Origin of the sequence: Metabacillus arenae (assembly GCF_014773385.1) — a bacterium.
GTDB classification, from domain to species: domain Bacteria; phylum Bacillota; class Bacilli; order Bacillales; family Bacillaceae; genus Metabacillus_D; species Metabacillus_D arenae.
The window spans coordinates 254,470-271,612 of record NZ_JACXAI010000002.1; the positions used below are offsets into that span (position 1 = coordinate 254,470).

Below are 17,143 nucleotides of genomic sequence, written 5' to 3' on the forward strand. Positions count from 1 at the left end.
TTTTAAATGGGAATAAAATTAGCTAGATACAGAAATACGAGTTACTTTGCACGTTGTTTTTTATCAGGAGGAGAAAAACAATACACTTGGACTGGTGCAAAAGGAAATAGGATTGACATTAAAGAAGTCCCTCAAGAAGTTTTCGATTATTTATCAATGAATAGTCAATGTTTTGATAATGGTGAATTAGTCATTGTAGAAGATACCGAAGAATCAAAACAAGCAAAAGAACACATTGCAGATATTGAGTCATATGAAAATAACACTCATACTAAAGAAGAAATCGAAAAGATTCTAAAAGGTAATTTCCCTAAAATGAAAAAAGAATTAAATGACATTACAGTTGACTCAGAAAAACAATTTGTTTTATCTGTAGCTCAAGAGATGCAAGATGAATTAGCAAAAGGAAAAATTGACTTCCTTGCCGAGTGGTTGGGTATCGATTCAGCAATTTTATTTGATTAAGGGGTGAATATAAATTGACCTCTTATGATGAGATTTGGCAGTCATTTTTGAACAATTGTAAAGCTTCTGACTTTGATCTTCCTTCTACTCAAGAGAAGATTCATGAAACCATTAAAAACGCAGTTTCACATTTTAACATTAGAAAAAGTGACAATATTCAATGTGACGATATTATGGAAACTGTCAATAGGGAACTGCCGGAAAGCTACGTCTTGATTATTGCTCATTACATTAGACTAATTTTTCTTATCAACCAAAAAACGTACTTTGAATCTACATGGCAACCTTTTTCAAATGATGTGGGATTAAAGAATTTTTCATCTCAATTAAAATCACTAGAATCCTCAATTACAAGTGAAGAAAGAATAATCGAAAGGCTGATTATGTTCACAGAGGAGGATTTTATATGAGTAAATTAATGGTGAAAATTACATCTCTCTCATCTGCTGAATACGAAGATTTGCAAAGTTATTGTCAAAGAATCAGTAAGAAAAATAATTCAAACCTTTATAAACTAGAAAAATATTTAGGAAAAAGTCTAATGGTTGATGAAGACTTAATGATGATTAGAGATATTATTCTAACTGTAAGTGCCGATATAAACAGATTGCCAGATTTGATAATTGCAGATGGTGAAACTAATGAAGGACTATAGTAATTATCATAACACTGATTTCAAATCTAAAGTCATTCATGATGGAAATATACTGTTCGAACAAGGATTAAATGGTTTTGATGGATATGAAGTTACAGTTAATGAGGTAATCTCTAGGGCAATAATTACCAGTAAATTTAACAGTGGCGATGGAACTGAAAAGAATATAATTGGTAAAGTTGCAGATATCGAGCGAGGAAATGTCATCTTAGTGAATGAAACCAATGAAAACTGGATAGTCATTTCAATACCTAAAGATAACAATATTTATCGTAAAGCCGTAATTAAACTATGTAACTCAACTTTTTCTCTTCCAGGTGAAAAAACAAAAGTTCTAATTGGTCAAGATCCAAGAACAGGTAGACCTATCTACGATGAACAAGTCACTCAAATAGAAGTCCCGTGTATTGTCGAATCTCAATATTCAAAATCAAGTGATGTGAACCAGTTTAAAATTCCAGAAGGCACTTTGGTTATTTCCATGAAGTATCAAACTTCTGAAGAACTTAAGATTGATTATGACTTTGAAATGTATGGAAATAAGTACAAGGTGGCAAATTTTGATTACACAAGCGTTATAGATGATAAAGGGATTATTAAAATTATTGCTGAGAAGGTGGTGTGATAATGGATTTAAAAGACTTTTCCATTGAAGTTGAAAATATACTCAAGGATGAAGAATTGTTGAGATTATTACACAATAAACCTCAAAACAGACTAGATGACCCCCTTGATGAATCTAAGCCTAATATACTTGAAAAAGATGATGAGGAACTATGGGAATTAATTGATTTTCATTTGATACCTGCTATTAAAATTGATGATCTAGAAGAGAACCAAATTTGCAGAATCTTTTATTATGCTGGGAATGGAGCTCCGACAAATACGAATTATTTATTTTCTAATCAAGAATACATATTCGATGTCTTGGTTCATAATGATTTTCAGATTATGGACAAAAGACTCGAAATGATTTGTGATAGATTGAATGATTTGATTTTCAATAAGCGAGTTGGTGGGATTGGTAAAACTTTGTTTAAACGTAGACATCCGATCAATGCACCAAAGAACTATATGGCATTTAGATTAATATATGAATTTTGCAATGAGAATTTTTAGGTGATTGTATGATTCAATTAAATGAAGAAGATATTCGTCTAAAACTACTTGTAGGATTACCAATTGAAATTAAAGGAATTGGTCATCTCCACCTCCCTTCCCTTTATGAAATTATTTCTATGAATGAATCTACTTATAATACAAACATTTCTTATTTGTTATTTAGTAAGGATAATTTAAATGAAAATCCAGAAGAATTTGATCCCTATTCTGATTATGAAATTCTAATATCATTCCTCTATCAAGACAGTTCTTTTAGAGAGCTGATTTTCAATGCCTTGGAAATGGTATTTGGTGAAAAGCCTAATTATAAAGAGGGTATTGTCTATTTTGGTGAACTAAGTGAAGATTCCGTTTTGACTGAAGAAAAATGGGAGATTATTAAAAAAGTAATTATGATTGGTAATTTTATAGAAGTAAAAAAAGTGGAAGAGTATAAGGCTGGAAATGAACGTGCTAGAAAATTCATTGAGAAATTAAAGAAGCAAAAAGCTGAAGCAGTAAAAATAAAGCCTAAACAAAGCCTTCATAGTATCATATCTTCTATTGGTTGGAAATCAATAGGTATTGATAATGTTTTCAATCTTACAATCTATCAATTATATAACGGATTGAGAACTTTGGATAATATTGATAACTATCATTACACACTTACAGGAATCTATACAGGTAATATCGATGGAAAGAAGATAAAGATGTCTGAAATACATTGGGCAAATATTATCAAATAAATTAATAATTAATTGGAGGATGATTATAATATGGCAACACCTAATCGTTGGGCAATTAAGGAAGCTGGTATAGCCACTTTCTACAACTTATCAACTGGAAAAGCTATGGTAACTCTTAGCACATTAAAAACTACTGGTGTTGAGACTACTGGAGAGACTGTGTATGCTCAAGGTGGACGTGGGAACGCACGTATAGTAGGTTTCTCAACTAACCGTCAAGCAACTCTTACACTTCAAGACGCTATTTTCGATAATCAAGCAATCGCTATGTTGACAGGTAATGACCTTGTTTCTGGTGTAAAGAAAATTGACTTAAATGAAGTAAAGTCTGTCACTTCTAATAAATTTACTTTAAATAAAACTCCACAGGGTGCTCTTGTTTCCGTATATAAATTAAATCCTGATGGAACAAATGGTCAAGAATATACACTTGGGACTCCTGCTACAAACACAGCAGAATATTCAATTACTGGGAAAGAATTAACTTTCCACACTACTGTAACTAACGGGACTCAATTCCGTGTTTATTATCAAGCAAATACTGCAACCGATGCTAAAACAATTAAAGTTACATCTGATCAATTCGGTAAGTCTTTCCGAGTAGTATTGGATGTTCTTGTTGTTGATGAATTCACTAAAGAAGCATTCGAAGGACAATTACGTATTCCGAATGCTAAATTCCAAGATAACTTTAACCTTTCATTTGCAGCAGATGGTAAATTTATTGCCGTCTAGTATAGAAATATACTAGATTATCACAGGGCAAATACGGTGAAAACTGAAATGTTAATACCGTGCTAACTAATTAATTAAAAATTAATTAGCAGCGTAACGCATAGGAACTGATCCTGCTTACTGTAGACTATAATGTTCCCACGAGTGTCCTGCGTCCTAACGTAAAGTCGAGGATGAAAATATATGCTGAACTGTATCGAACAAGTAAGATACAGAAGTAGATGATAAAAAACTTCTACGATAACAAAATTGGATCCTGCTGTACTAGATTTAAACATGGAGCTTCTTAAATCTCCAATTTCCACGGATATGTGGGAATTAGTGGTTTATGATGATTCAGCAATCGTTTAATAAATTAAATAATTATTAGAGGGGAAGAACTCCCCTTTCTCCCCTTTTCGGAGGTGAAAGTATGGCAACCACTAGTAAGACTACGGCTAAAAAGGTTGTAAATGTTATCGAACTACCAATACATGAAGTTGAAGAAAAAGCAGTAATTGTCAACATTCAAGGTTGGAGAATTCGTGCTCATTTTGATGAGTCACTGAATGAAAAAAAGAAAGAGTCTTATACTCTAGGTCGAACAATCCCTGTCGAATATACAGGTGATATTGAAGATATACATTCAATTAAATTATTACCATTAAAAGGTGAGTAGGGTTTCTACCCTACTCTATTTTTTAATCTTAATAAAATGCTGGTTTTAAAGAAACTTTATATCAATATATAGTGTCATAATTTAATTGTGATACTATATATTGTGTTAAATATTAGCGCAATAATGAATATAAAAATTTTAAGGAGGATGACAAAGATGACAAATCAGTCTATCAAAGTCGAAGAATTACGTGAGGCATTGAGAATTGTGAAAGGAGTACAAAGTTCATCTAGAGAAATTGGATCATCACTGAAGAGTATTTTTAATGATATTGTTTCAGAGCTAACTTTTGATGATTTAATGGAACTAAAAGACAACGTATATCTTTTCAAAACGGGTGAATTAGTATCTTGTAATTGGGGCGGTCAAAATAAGATAGGTTTTATTGTTGATCCAATTGTAAGATATAACGGCTATATGAAATTTTCTAAGAAGCATAGTGAAAAAGCTGCAATTGTAAGATTTTTTAGTAAATCTAGTACAGGTTATAAATATTCAAATCACGAGGTAGTTCCTTATAGATCGATTGCTAAGGTTGTAGAAATTCAAAAAGGAATAGTTAAAAATGTTATTAGTTCATATGAGTTAACAGTAGATTTTATCGAAGGTAGTCACAAAGGTATTTCAAATCGGAAACTTTATTGTAATGATGTTCATGGATATGCACCTGGAGTTGAAGTGGAAATTTTACATACTAAAGAACTTTTGGTTAGAGAAAGTAATTCTAATCTTAAAGATTTATGGAGTGCTGATAGATTTTATATATATCAACCTTGGCAAAGTGATGAAAAGGATAAAACTAAATTAAATGGATATGAGTTATAAAGTTTTTTGAGAAGGGTCTTCCCTTCTCTTTTAATTTATATGTAAGGATAAAAAAGGAGGAATTAATACACAATGTCTCAATTAAGTATGAGTGTAATTAAAGAGGATGCTAAACAGTACGATGAATTTATAGAAATTCCGGTAACTGCTCAAGGAAAAGAATACATAGTAAAATTATGGCCTTTCTTCTCCCCTACTTCTGTAAATAAATTAATTAATGAATTAATCGAATTTAAGAAAAAAGCTGATGAAGAAAAGTTAAAAATTGAAGATAAATCTTGGGATGACCTAATTGGTTATTTTATTGTTCGTCACTTTACAGACATTAAAATGACTAAAAGTAAAAAAGCCAAAACTATTTATGATGAATTTAAATCAGCTATTAATAGTAAACTATTCGAAATTATCCTTAAATCAATCCCCGAAGAATCTATGATGTTTGTACATGGAAAAATTATGGAATTAGCAGAAATGAATGCTAAGTTACAAGAACGTGTGAGACAAGCACAAAAAGAAATTCAAGAGTTACCCCTCGAAAATAAAGATATTTTACTTAAAAACCGCAAACAAATTCCAGAAGCATAAATTGGAGTTGAATATATATTGGCTGCTAAAAATATTAAGGAATTAGCCAGACAGATTGAAAAATTGGCTGCTCAGGCTATGCAGAAACAGAATAGTAATACTTCCAAAACAGTAATTGAGACTGGTAAAAGACATGTTCAAGAAGACGTGTATGACGTGTACTCACCAGATCCTAATAATCCTAATTCATATGATCGCACAGGTAAATTAAAGGAATCATGGGAAGTTGAAAATACTCCTGACGGAATAGCTGTTTATAATTCCAGAGAAGACGATGGTCGCAATGTGGCTGAAATTGTAGAATCAGGTCAAGGATATCAATACGATTTTGAATATAATGGAAAGCCGAGACCGTTTTCAGAAAACACCCGTAAGGAATTGCGAGGAAGTAATAAATTAAGAGAATCATTGAAACAAGACTTAAAATCTTTGGGTATCAAAGTTGAATAGATAGGCGGTGAATTGATGGGAAAAGTTAGGAAAGTTAAATATTTTACCAATGAAAAGAAAGCACTTATTTCTGATGAAAATAAAAAACTCTATGAAAAATACTTGAAAAGCTCAATAATTAAGAATAAAGACGTTAAAGAAACAACTTATAAAGTATATCAGAACTACATGGATCATTTCTTGGTTTATCTTGCTGAGGAATGGGATAACATATCTCTTTACGGTGATGAATTCATGGAAGATGCAGTTGATATTATGGAAGGATTCATCGGATTCTGCCAAGAAACCCTATTGAATAATAAAAAAGTTATAAATACTAAAATTAGTACAGTTAGCTCATTTTTCTTATGGAGCTTAAAACGCGGACTAATTGATCGTCACCCTTTCGATAAAAAACTTGAAAGAATGAAAGGCGCTAGTGATGAAAAGATAAAAGATTCTTATTATCTAACAGAAGATCAGGTAGAACAAATTAACGAAGGACTGCTTGACGAAAAGAAATTTGATTTTCAAGATAGACTAATATGGAGTATAGCGCTCGATTCAGCAAATCGTGTTGGAGCGATTTCTAAATTAACAGTTTCATCCCTTGACTTGGAGAATATGGTTTTTGAAAATGTTAGGGAAAAACGAGGTAAAATTGTTGAAGTCGCTTTTGAAGATGAAACAAAAAAATTAATTGAAGAATGGTTGGAAATGAGAAAAGAAATGGATAATTTAGAAATTGATTCATTCTTCATTACAAGATATGGCGGTAACTATAGATCGATGAGCTATAGTTCGCTACAAGATCGAGTAAGAAAAATTGGTAAAATTGTTGGAATTGATGATTTTTATTTCCACACAATTCGTAAAACTAAACTAAATTTATTATATGAGCAAACAGGAAATATTGATATGGTTGCTGAGTGGGCTAATCATGAATCCATCGAAACTAGTAAGAAACATTATATTAAACCTAAATCTAAAGCTCAATTGAGAAGAGAAATGCGTGAACTTATTAAGAAGAACAAAGAAGAAAAGAAAGACAATCAAGATCAATAATAAATTATACATAATATTAACTTAGCTAAGTGAATATGTACGTCTAAGCAATCATTCAGGGTAGCTACCTGTATTGGTTGCTTTTTATTTGTAAGAAAAAGGATGTGAATCAATAAATGTCTGAATTAAATAAAATACAGAAAGCGATGATCGAACAAGAATTTTTAGATGAAATTGGCGATTTATCGCAATTACAGACTACCGACAAGTCTAGTTTGAAGAATGCAATTAATGAAACTGTTACGCAATTGGCAGAAAGAGAGAAGTCAGTTACTCAATTTTCCACTATACAAGAAGCTTTTGATAATGCAAAAAATATTTATTTTCCTGATGGCTTCTATGACATAGCTACAACGATAGAAATAAAATCACCTAATACAAAAGTTTCCTTTGGTTCAAATGTTATTTTAAGAGCCGTAAATGGAATTAAAAAGATATTTAATAACACAAACATGGGTGAATTTGTATTCGATGGGAAGGGTGCGAAGTTTGACTTAAATGAAACCGCTGATTATGTTATTTCAGTTAATGCGAGCGTGGTTGTTCAAGACATAAATATTTCCAACGTTTATGGATTTAACAGGTCTGATACTACAAATAAATGGGAATCAGCAATTGAAATTAGAAAGTGTAAAGATGTTGTTTTAGATAACATAAAAATTGTGGATTATGCGAATTTAAATGTTACCCCGGGAGAAGAATCTTACGGTCTAGGAATATTCTTTTCACAATCTGTTAAAGTAACGAAGTTAAATATTCAAAATGCTTTTATTGGTGTTTTAATTCAAGATAGCCCAGATGTACAAATAGAGTCGTTTTCACTAACAGATATTAAGGATAATGGTGTTTACGTTCTAGGCAATTCACCAGACGTAAAAATCACAAAAGGGGTAATCACAAATGCCGAAGAAGGAGTGGTAACCTATTCAGATAGAACTATTGTTGACAATGTCACCTTTATTTCAAATACGAACAAAGGAATTACTTTAAGAAAAACAAATTATTCAAAATTCTCTAAATGCATTTTTATCAACTGTAAAACAGCTATAGGGGATGACGGAACCTATGAAAGTTCTTATATAGATATTGAAGGGAACACAATTATCGATTGTACAGAGTACTCTATCTATCTACGAAAACTTACTCATTCTAGAATAGCAAACAATGACGTTACTTCAAGTGTTGCTACATTAGATATCATTCGTCTGACTGGTTCAACACTTTCTGATAACGTAGGGAACATTGTTTCAAATAACAGATTTAATGATGCAAATAAAACATCTTCTTCATGCGTTACCTTTACAGGTGGTGAAGGTTCATTGAGAAGTCAAATAAAAGGAAACACCTTTGTAAAAGCGAATGTTGCCGTTAAATTATTCAGACCTTCTGGAACAGGTTGCATTAATAACTTTGTGATAGATAACATTTATCAAGATGTTACAACAAACTATGCCAATAGTGGTGGATTAACAAATACATTTAGAGAAATTGCTTAATCAACATTCGGAGGAAATTTAGACGTAACCTAAATTATAAAATTCGGGAGGTTTCCCCTCCTCCTCTTTTCTCTATAAATTCGAAATTTTATTTAAAGTAAATGCCCTTCTCCCCTACCCTATTGTGAATAGAAAAAAGACAATCGTTACTACGTTGTTGTAGGTTTGGATTGTCTTTTTTGTGTTTGCGAATGGTTATTTGTTTTTTAAAGATTCAACGTGGTTTTCTAAAATTGTAATTATATAGTTATGAAGACTTCTATTATCATCAGAAGCTAACTCCTTTAATTTCCCATGTAATTCTTTTGGCAGCCTTAGATTAGTTGCAATTACTTCTTTCTTCATCGGATCTCTCCTTTTTGATGATATTAAAATAATATCATAGTAGTACCAAAAAATAAAGAAAAATTAGTTGACTACTTTGGTATTAAAGTGGTACCATATAAATACCAACAAGGTGTTACATAATAAACTAAATTAGGAGATGGTTAATATGAAGAATGAAGTGTACGGAACTATTATCCTTTCAGTTTCAATGGAGACAGAATCAACCACTGAAGGATTGGCTAAGTTAGAGGCTGGTTACAAGGTAAATGAGTACAACTTTGAAATGAATAAGAGTTTATTGGTAGATGTAAATAGATTGAAAGTACATAATGTAAATGTGGATTGGGAAAGTTTTTATGAGAAAGATGAGTAGAGTTAAAGATTTATAATTAAAGGAGGGTAATTATATGACTATTATAAAATTCTATGAAAATAATAATTTAATTGAAAAGGAAATTGACAAGGATAAAATAATAAAAGGATTTGTGATTACAGAGGGTCACCTTAACTTAAACAACAGAATTAATAATCATGAGTTTGAATTTATAGGATCTAGATCAACAAAAGCCAAATCATTTCAAGATGCCGTGAATATCTATAAAGAAAAATTTGATGAGTATGAAAAGAAATCATATGATTGGAAAGGTCATTCAGTCGGCTGTCTAAAGTTTTACTGGAACAATGGAGAAACTGAAGTATTAACATATGTAAAGTTGAATTATAAAGGTGAAGAAGTCATTGAATTTGATATAGAGGAACTTGGATTTTAATATAGAAAATAATAATAACTCCACCATGGTAATTGTGTTATAATATACTTAAATTTACCATGAGGGTGATGGAATGAAAAGATTATACGGAGTACCTGCAATTCTATTGTTAGCTTCACTTTTTATCTTCTTTGGAGTATGGAATGATAATTTATTGATTGTACTCATGTCATTAGTCACAATAGTAATCACTATAGTCTGGAACCGAAATGAACAACGTGATATGAGTGAAAGACAAATTAAAGTTATTAACAGTAAACTTAACACTATTATAAACGAATTAAATTTAACCAAGACCCACTTCTTTCTTGACTTCAATCAACAAAACGCATTATTAATCGATGAGAAACAAAGTAAAGTTGCAGTTTTTAAAAATGAAGATAATAATTATCAACCGTATGTTTACAGTTTCAATGAGATCGTACAATCTGAAATAAAAGAAGATGACTCAACAGTTACCAAGGTTGACAGAGGCTCCCAAGTTGGGGGAGTAGTTGTAGGCGGTGCTCTTCTAGGTGGTGCAGGAGCAATAATTGGAGGACTTTCAGGTAGTAAGAGAAACACTAAGGGAGTTAAAAGCATAGAGTTAATATTAACATGTGATGACCTAATACAACCACTTCATAAAATAACTTTCTTAAAATCTAATGATCCTCTCAATGTAGATAATCCAATTTATAAAAACCTGTATGATAAAGCCCTTCTTTGGCAGAACGTATTTAGTGTAATAATTAAACGACAACAAAATAATCAAAGTGTTTAAACCGACCACTGATTAATTTCAGTGGTTTTTTTGTTTGCAATTATTTAGAAAGGAGTGATTTAATGGCGGATAACCCTTTGAAAATATTGTTACAGGGAATGCTTGATGAACAAACTACCACCGCTTCCATTAATAGACAACTTGAGAAGATTGGGAAGAATTTAAACGTCTCAATAGGTGTTAATGATAAAAACCTATCTCAATTGGCTAAGCAAGTTGAACAATTACAAGCTAAAATGAATCAAGCAAAAATGTCCACTGTTTCTGATGGTGAATTAAATAAGATTAAATCAGTACAGACCGAGTGGGAAAAAATTGTTCAACATCATCAAAAACTTGGTCAAGTAAGTTACACTAAAACACTAAACCCTATCACCAAGGATGTTGAGAAGCTAAATTTAACTGTTGAAAAAGCTGATGGGACAATTCAAAAATTAAAATATCAATTAGCTTCTTTGAACAATGTGAAAATTCAAGGTAAAGAAAATGGTCTGGTTTTAGCTAGTGAGCAAACTTTAGACAAATCGGCAGCTATTAGAGAAAAACAACTTCAAAGTGAACAAAAACTTAATAAGCAAATTGATGATCAGAATAAAAAGTTGGCACATCAGCTTGAAATGTTCAAACAGCAATCAGAAATAAATGCTAACAATTTAACAAGAAGATATGACCGAAAATTTGACAATACTGATCTAAATAATTGGTTGAATACTGTAAGTCAATTAAATACTACAACTCCTAATCTAAGTCAGGAAATGGATAGACTTGGAATGCAGTTTAAGAAGATTAATAGTGAAGTACGATCTTCTCAAAGTCACGTGGTTTCGTTCAGTGAAGCATTCTCAACAGCTATGAGTCGTTTCCCGATCTGGATGGCAGCTGCAACAGCATTTTACGCTCCACTTAGGGCACTTCAAGACATGACTGCCAGATTAATAGAAATCGATACCCTTATGGTGGACATTCAGCGTGTAATGGATGTACCTGATTTTAGATTGACTGAACTTTTAAATGAAGCAGTTACCACTTCTGACCAGCTATCTTCAAAACTAACTGATTTATTACAAATAACAGGTGAATTTGCTCGTATGGGTGATTATTCCAACACAGAATTAATGGATATGTCATCCACAGCCCAAGTACTCCAGAATATCTCGGATCTTGATGCAAAAGCGTCAGTAGATACTTTGACTTCAGCTATGTTGAATTTTAATATAGCTGCGTCAGATTCAATTCAAATTGCCGATTAATTTTTAGTCGCCTTATGTAGTAATACATAAGTGAAAACTCAGTGAACCCTATTGCTCAGGGGTGTGTCTCAAGTGTGGGATGCTAACGGTGGAACTCTAAGTCTATGATAGATATGACAATACCGTGCCAAGCTTTATAAGTAAATTATACTTATATCGAAGGTGTAACGACTATTATGTAGAATAGAATATGAGCTACTGTTCGAAGTGCTGAGTATCCTTTTATTAGGATAAAGAGATAGTCTAGTCCCTTTTAAATACTGTGAAAACAGGGGTAAAAACGAAATTAAATGAGGTTGACAATAACTTTGCGATTTCAACTAAAGATCTATCAGACGGTATTCGCAAGGCAGCGAGCACAGCTAAAACATTTGGTGTAGATATTGACGAATTAACAGGATATATAGCTGCTATTGGTAGCACGACTAGAGAATCAGGGGCAATTGTGGGAAATGGGTTAAAGACAATTATTTCCAGAATAACTACAATGGATGATGCTAAGGGAGCATTAGAATCAGTCAATATTTCAATTAAGGATATGTCTGGAAATGTAAGACCCGTAAGTGATATCTTAGAACAGCTTGCGGGAAAATGGACATCCCTCAGTGATGAGCAACGCCAAAATCTGGGTGTAACACTTGCTGGACGCTATCAATTGTCCAGGTTCCTTGCCTTAATGAATAATTTCAGCATCGCAACTGAAGCAACTACTACAGCTATGAACTCTCAAGGAAGTTCGATGGCTGAACAAGAAAAATACGCAGATAGTTTAGAAGCGAGAATAAATCGGCTTGATACCGCATGGAATAAATTCACTTTATCAGTTGGCGATGCAGTCCTAACTGATTCTCTTATTGCTGGAGTAGAATCTTTAGGCGATTTGCTGACCATTGGTTCTGCGGTAATAGATAAAATCGGAGTTTTATCTGGTGTAATGGGCACATTGGGCGTTTCTGTATTTGCTTTGAGTACTAAGTTTAGAACATTCTCTACTGCTCTAATCACTGGTACAGCAAACATGAGTGCCACCTCCCTTGCAACTGCTGGTTTATCTGCAAGTATGAACAGAGCATCAATTGCTACAATTGGATTAAAAACAGCACTGAGAGGTTTGTTAGCTTCTACCGTAGTTGGCGCAGTGTTTGTTGGTATTGGTTTCGCTCTCGAAAAACTAATTCAGAATTACTCTGAGGCAAAACAAAGACAAGAAGAATTTGCAGTATCTCAAGAAAAAAACATAGAAGCTCTTACTACAAACAAAGCACAAACAGATGAGCTTATCAATTCTTATAAATCTCTTTCTGAACAAAGAGAAAATGGTAATTGGGATAATGAAAAAGAGAGAGAATATTTAGCAATACAACAAGAACTCGCTTCTGTTTTTCCAGGTTTAATTTCGTCAATCGACTCCCAAGGCAATTACCATATTAAAAATGTTGATGAAATAACCAAAGAAATTGATGCGACAAAAGAATTAATTAAACTCAAAAAAGAAGAAACTCTTCTAAATGCACAAAACACTATAAACGATTTACAAAAAAATAGAGAAAATATTGAAGATGATATTACAACTAAAGAAGATGAGATGAAAACCTTTCAAGGTTTAGCTGATACTCATTTTCTAAAGTCACAAAGAGAAGCAGCTTCCAAAGAAGTAAATTTATTAAAACAAGATATACTTTCATTAGAACAGGAATCAGCTAATGCTTCAATGAAAATAAATGATGAAGTAATCAAAGTTGCTGATGCATTTAGTAAAATAGAAATTGATCCAAGTATTAAAAAAGAAATATCTGATATTGTGGCATCAATGGACTTTTCTAAGATGGATGCACCTCAAGTAGAAGCCACTGCTAGAAAGATATCTGAATACATGCAAGATATTCAAGAATCCTTTGCAAGTGGAAATCAGAACACTGTCAATGAATCAGTTAATTCTTTTAATAAATATATAGACAAAGTTACCAAAAGTAGCCCTACTGTCAATAATTTATCTTTAAATGTTGAAGAATTAACCAAAAAACAACTTGCAAATGCAGGTGCAACAGGTAGTGCCGAAGATACTCTTGACTCCATGAACGCTGAACAAGAAGAAGCAATTACGCTTTCTCAACAATTAATCGGTGTTTCTGATAAAGAACTCCAAACTACTCGTGAGCAAATTGCACTGTACTCTACCCTATCTCAACAAGAAAGTTTATCTGCTGAACAGAAACAAATATTAGCATCGGCCACACAATATTTATCAGGTATATACCCTCATCTTGTATCAGGTGGTCAACTCCATGTAGAATCCATGCAAAAGGAAGTAGAGCAAACGCAGATAATTACAGAGGCAATTGAGAAAATGGCAGATGGTCAACTATCCGCAGAGGAACAAATGACTTTGAATGCTGCTATAGGTGTTAAAAATCGTATCACTCTTCTAAAAGATATGATTAACGCTTATAAGCAAGCATCGGATGCACTATATACTATGGCTCAACGTCAAAATACCGATGGTACAATGAGTGACCCATTCTTAGAAACTCAAGATGGTATAACTGCTTACAAGTTTGGTGCTAAAGCTCGTAATATGGAATCCGACATCCTAGCAGACATCACAGAAAAATTAGACGAATACATCCCTTCCCTCGCTGAGGCGACAGATTATAATGGACAATATTATAAGTCCTCAGAAAACGCAGCTAAAGCCGCAGAGGAACAAGCTGAAGGAATTGATAAAGCTACTGAAGCCGCAAAAGAACAAATTGAGCAGTATGAAAAATCAAAATATGTTGCAGATAAATACAAATTAACCTTAGAAGAATTAAATTTAGAACTGACTGAGCTAGAAAATAAGCAAAATGACTATGCTAATCATTCTAGAGATTACCGTATTTCACTACAAAAAGAAATTGATCTCTTGAACGAGAAAAAGAATATTCTATCACAACAGAAAAAAGACTTAGAGGCTCAAATTAAATCTGGTAGAATTGCAAACTCTGGTATAGTTAATGATGGCTTTTTCTACGGTTCAAGTGGTGTGTCAGGTGGAGTTACTGGTGGGGCATACGGTTCAAGTGGCTCTTATAAAGGTAAATACGCAAGTGCTATTAACCAAGCAGCAACTAAATATGGTGTCAATCCTGCTTTAATTGCGGCAATAATTAAACAAGAATCTAACTTCAACCCTACTGCTCGCTCTCACGCAGGTGCTAGAGGATTGATGCAGTTGATGCCTGCAACAGCAAAAGGCTTAGGTGTAAACAATTCCTATGACCCTTATCAAAATATTATGGGTGGAACAAAGTATATTGCACAACAACTTAAAGCCTTTGGTGGTGATATTCAAAAAGCGTTAGCTGCCTACAATGCAGGGCCGGGCAATGTTCGAAAATATGGTGGAATTCCTCCATTTAAAGAGACACAAGATTATGTCAAGAAAGTATTAGCTAATTTTGATTCAATGGCTGGAAATATTTCTACTACTGTTTCCAACACCTTCAAGTCATATGCAAATGATGTTAGCTCATATTATTTAGACAATTTCAAAATAACCTCAAAATTTGGTCAACAAGAGTCTTTCCGTAAATCCCCTCATAAAGGAATTGACTTTGCAAATGGTCGTCAAGGTGACCCTGTAAAAGCTCTTCGAGGCGGTAAAGTCATCACAGCTACTTACAGTAAATCAGCAGGTTATTGGGTTGTTGTTCAACAAGACGATGGCACAGTTGCTAAATATATGCATATGCAAAAAGGTTTGAATGTTAAAGCAGGTCAACGAATATCAGCAGGTCAACAGTTAGGTAAAGTTGGTAACACGGGGCATTCAACTGGTGCTCACCTTCATTTACAAATTGAACAAAATGGTAAAGCCATTGACCCAATGAAGTATATGAATAGTATGGGGCAAACTGGAACCGGTGGTGGCAGTAGCTCTGATTATGCGAAGTATTTATCAGATGCCAGTAGAGCTGAAGCAGAAAGACTTCAATCCTTAGATGACGCTAAATCAACTGTTTTAGGTTTTGAATCAGAAATAAACGGTATTACAGATCAGGTACAAGAATTATTTATGGCGATAGTTGATTCTCAAATTGCTCAATTTGACCGATTTAAGCAAAAATTTGAAGATGATTTAGCTGTTATTGATTATCAACAAAATGAAGCAGTCAAAGATTCTCGTAGATGGATTGATTTGCAACACAGAAGAGAAGATGTATTCAGACAACAACGTAATCAAGAAGTCATTACAATAAAATACATAAAAGATCAAATCAAAAACAATAAAAACTTAACTGCTTCTCAACGTGAATTATTAACTGACAAACTTGTTGAACGTAATGTAGAACTTATTTCTCTTGAGCGTCAAATATACGATGAACGGATGAAAATGGCTGATCAAATTGTTGATGTGTACAAAAAAGCATATGAAGCACAAAAACAAATTGCTCTCAATTCAATCGATGAAATGATACGTGAAATTGATGAAAAAGAAAATGAATCGGATTATAAAAAGCGTTTAGATGATGCTAATAAATCGCGTCAAGAAATATTAGATGAAATGTCTAGTTTGTCATTAGATGATTCTGACTCAGCTAAGAAGCGTAGAGATGAGTTAAACAAGCAACTCCAAGAACAGGATGAATCAATAACTGAAATGCAGGATGAGCGTACTACTGAGTTGAGAAAGAAGAACTTAGAGGAAGAACGCAAAGATATTGAAGATCATTTTGAAACATTAATTAATGATGAACGTAAATTTGCTAATATTCGTACTGAATTAATTAGAGGGAATCTAAAACGAATTGATAAAGATTTAGACGCTTTCTTCTCACATATATGGAAATCAATCTCAGTCCTTGGGTTAAGCAACAGAAACAATTTGATCGATATTATTAATGGTGCGAGTCGGTATATTAACAACGGTAGTTTTGATAAAATCAACGTAGCGAAGTTTGACTCAGGTGGAATGACACCTTCTAATATGAATGGTTCCAAAGGTAAATTCCTCTTAGCTCATGAAAAGGAACTTATCTTGAATAAGTCAGACACAGGCAATATCTTAAAAGCTGTTGATATTGTTAGAAATATAGCTAGTAACATTAAATTCCCTGATTTCAGCAACATTAAATTAAATACTACAACTGGTGGAGATGTTCACATTGGAAGTTTAATTAGCGTTGAGAACTTCAATGGCTCCCAAGCAGAAACGGATAATTTGATGGGCAAAGCTATAAAAAGCGCATTAAAACAAGGTATAAAAATACCAAGAATAAATTAATTAG

19 protein-coding genes are annotated in these 17,143 nt (G+C 32.9%); 18 read left to right on the forward strand and 1 reads right to left on the reverse strand.

Annotation, left to right across the window (positions count from 1 at the left end):
* The first annotated feature begins 6 nt into the window (after positions 1–6).
* The 13 genes from IC621_RS03110 to IC621_RS03170 all read left to right on the forward strand — a co-directional run bounded on the left by IC621_RS03110 (position 7) and on the right by IC621_RS03170 (position 8,763).
* Entirely contained in the window at positions 7–465 is a 459-nt protein-coding gene (locus IC621_RS03110) for a hypothetical protein (RefSeq protein ID WP_191155608.1), read from the forward strand.
* 14 nt (positions 466–479) lie between these two features.
* Positions 480–875 carry a hypothetical protein gene (locus IC621_RS03115; protein ID WP_191155610.1) on the forward strand — a complete coding sequence of 132 codons (396 nt, stop codon included), beginning with the start codon at positions 480–482 and terminating at the stop codon, positions 873–875.
* Positions 872–1,120, forward strand: a complete 249-nt coding sequence (locus IC621_RS03120; RefSeq protein ID WP_191155612.1) for a hypothetical protein — start codon at positions 872–874, stop codon at positions 1,118–1,120. Before IC621_RS03115 ends, IC621_RS03120 begins: the two co-directional genes overlap by 4 nt.
* Positions 1,107–1,745 (forward strand): hypothetical protein, encoded by a 639-nt coding sequence (locus IC621_RS03125; protein ID WP_191155614.1) that lies wholly within the window; start codon positions 1,107–1,109, stop codon positions 1,743–1,745. The genes IC621_RS03120 and IC621_RS03125 overlap by 14 nt, the downstream gene beginning before the upstream one ends.
* A 2-nt stretch (positions 1,746–1,747) precedes the next feature.
* Positions 1,748–2,239 (forward strand): hypothetical protein, encoded by a 492-nt coding sequence (locus tag IC621_RS03130; protein WP_191155616.1) that lies wholly within the window; start codon positions 1,748–1,750, stop codon positions 2,237–2,239.
* Positions 2,240–2,247: 8 nt separating this feature from the next.
* Positions 2,248–2,970 (forward strand): hypothetical protein, encoded by a 723-nt coding sequence (locus IC621_RS03135; RefSeq protein ID WP_191155618.1) that lies wholly within the window; start codon positions 2,248–2,250, stop codon positions 2,968–2,970.
* Positions 2,971–3,000: 30 nt separating this feature from the next.
* Positions 3,001–3,705: a hypothetical protein gene (locus IC621_RS03140; protein ID WP_191155620.1), complete on the forward strand. Its 705-nt coding sequence runs from the start codon at positions 3,001–3,003 to the stop codon at positions 3,703–3,705.
* Between the two features lie 412 nt (positions 3,706–4,117).
* Positions 4,118–4,363, forward strand: coding sequence for a hypothetical protein (locus IC621_RS03145; protein ID WP_191155622.1), 246 nt, complete (start codon positions 4,118–4,120; stop codon positions 4,361–4,363).
* 156 nt (positions 4,364–4,519) lie between these two features.
* Entirely contained in the window at positions 4,520–5,188 is a 669-nt protein-coding gene (locus IC621_RS03150) for a hypothetical protein (protein ID WP_191155624.1), read from the forward strand.
* 72 nt (positions 5,189–5,260) lie between these two features.
* Positions 5,261–5,773: a hypothetical protein gene (locus IC621_RS03155; RefSeq protein ID WP_191155626.1), complete on the forward strand. Its 513-nt coding sequence runs from the start codon at positions 5,261–5,263 to the stop codon at positions 5,771–5,773.
* A gap of 18 nt (positions 5,774–5,791) precedes the next feature.
* Positions 5,792–6,223: a hypothetical protein gene (locus tag IC621_RS03160; protein WP_224752278.1), complete on the forward strand. Its 432-nt coding sequence runs from the start codon at positions 5,792–5,794 to the stop codon at positions 6,221–6,223.
* A gap of 15 nt (positions 6,224–6,238) precedes the next feature.
* Positions 6,239–7,267, forward strand: a complete 1,029-nt coding sequence (locus IC621_RS03165; protein WP_191155628.1) for a tyrosine-type recombinase/integrase — start codon at positions 6,239–6,241, stop codon at positions 7,265–7,267.
* A gap of 116 nt (positions 7,268–7,383) precedes the next feature.
* Entirely contained in the window at positions 7,384–8,763 is a 1,380-nt protein-coding gene (locus IC621_RS03170; RefSeq protein ID WP_191155629.1) for a right-handed parallel beta-helix repeat-containing protein, read from the forward strand.
* A gap of 195 nt (positions 8,764–8,958) precedes the next feature.
* On the opposite strand, the gene IC621_RS03175 is transcribed toward IC621_RS03170, so the two are convergent.
* Positions 8,959–9,108 (reverse strand): Arc family DNA-binding protein, encoded by a 150-nt coding sequence (locus IC621_RS03175; RefSeq protein ID WP_191155631.1) that lies wholly within the window; start codon positions 9,106–9,108, stop codon positions 8,959–8,961.
* Positions 9,109–9,256: 148 nt separating this feature from the next.
* On the opposite strand from IC621_RS03175, the gene IC621_RS03180 reads away from it, so the two are divergent.
* From IC621_RS03180 to IC621_RS26960, 5 genes are all read left to right on the forward strand, one after another.
* Positions 9,257–9,463 carry a hypothetical protein gene (locus IC621_RS03180; protein WP_191155633.1) on the forward strand — a complete coding sequence of 69 codons (207 nt, stop codon included), beginning with the start codon at positions 9,257–9,259 and terminating at the stop codon, positions 9,461–9,463.
* A 34-nt stretch (positions 9,464–9,497) separates the two neighbouring features.
* Entirely contained in the window at positions 9,498–9,860 is a 363-nt protein-coding gene (locus tag IC621_RS03185; RefSeq protein ID WP_191155635.1) for a hypothetical protein, read from the forward strand.
* Positions 9,861–9,933: 73 nt separating this feature from the next.
* Positions 9,934–10,623 carry a hypothetical protein gene (locus IC621_RS03190; RefSeq protein ID WP_191155637.1) on the forward strand — a complete coding sequence of 230 codons (690 nt, stop codon included), beginning with the start codon at positions 9,934–9,936 and terminating at the stop codon, positions 10,621–10,623.
* Between the two features lie 62 nt (positions 10,624–10,685).
* Positions 10,686–11,873: a phage tail tape measure protein gene (locus IC621_RS03195; RefSeq protein ID WP_191155639.1), complete on the forward strand. Its 1,188-nt coding sequence runs from the start codon at positions 10,686–10,688 to the stop codon at positions 11,871–11,873.
* Positions 11,874–12,135: 262 nt separating this feature from the next.
* Positions 12,136–17,139 carry a phage tail tape measure protein gene (locus IC621_RS26960; RefSeq protein WP_191155642.1) on the forward strand — a complete coding sequence of 1,668 codons (5,004 nt, stop codon included), beginning with the start codon at positions 12,136–12,138 and terminating at the stop codon, positions 17,137–17,139.
* Positions 17,140–17,143 lie beyond the last annotated feature (4 nt).

Coding starts and splice junctions, on each gene's coding strand:
- IC621_RS03110 (WP_191155608.1), top strand. CDS start 7: ATGGGAATAAAATTAGCTAGATACAGAAATACGAGTTACTTTGCACGT.
- IC621_RS03120 (WP_191155612.1), top strand. CDS start 872: ATGAGTAAATTAATGGTGAAAATTACATCTCTCTCATCTGCTGAATAC.
- IC621_RS03125 (WP_191155614.1), top strand. CDS start 1,107: ATGAAGGACTATAGTAATTATCATAACACTGATTTCAAATCTAAAGTC.
- IC621_RS03130 (WP_191155616.1), top strand. CDS start 1,748: ATGGATTTAAAAGACTTTTCCATTGAAGTTGAAAATATACTCAAGGAT.
- IC621_RS03135 (WP_191155618.1), top strand. CDS start 2,248: ATGATTCAATTAAATGAAGAAGATATTCGTCTAAAACTACTTGTAGGA.
- IC621_RS03140 (WP_191155620.1), top strand. CDS start 3,001: ATGGCAACACCTAATCGTTGGGCAATTAAGGAAGCTGGTATAGCCACT.
- IC621_RS03145 (WP_191155622.1), top strand. CDS start 4,118: ATGGCAACCACTAGTAAGACTACGGCTAAAAAGGTTGTAAATGTTATC.
- IC621_RS03150 (WP_191155624.1), top strand. CDS start 4,520: ATGACAAATCAGTCTATCAAAGTCGAAGAATTACGTGAGGCATTGAGA.
- IC621_RS03155 (WP_191155626.1), top strand. CDS start 5,261: ATGTCTCAATTAAGTATGAGTGTAATTAAAGAGGATGCTAAACAGTAC.
- IC621_RS03165 (WP_191155628.1), top strand. CDS start 6,239: ATGGGAAAAGTTAGGAAAGTTAAATATTTTACCAATGAAAAGAAAGCA.
- IC621_RS03170 (WP_191155629.1), top strand. CDS start 7,384: ATGTCTGAATTAAATAAAATACAGAAAGCGATGATCGAACAAGAATTT.
- IC621_RS03175 (WP_191155631.1), bottom strand. CDS start 9,108: ATGAAGAAAGAAGTAATTGCAACTAATCTAAGGCTGCCAAAAGAATTA.
- IC621_RS03180 (WP_191155633.1), top strand. CDS start 9,257: ATGAAGAATGAAGTGTACGGAACTATTATCCTTTCAGTTTCAATGGAG.
- IC621_RS03185 (WP_191155635.1), top strand. CDS start 9,498: ATGACTATTATAAAATTCTATGAAAATAATAATTTAATTGAAAAGGAA.
- IC621_RS03190 (WP_191155637.1), top strand. CDS start 9,934: ATGAAAAGATTATACGGAGTACCTGCAATTCTATTGTTAGCTTCACTT.
- IC621_RS03195 (WP_191155639.1), top strand. CDS start 10,686: ATGGCGGATAACCCTTTGAAAATATTGTTACAGGGAATGCTTGATGAA.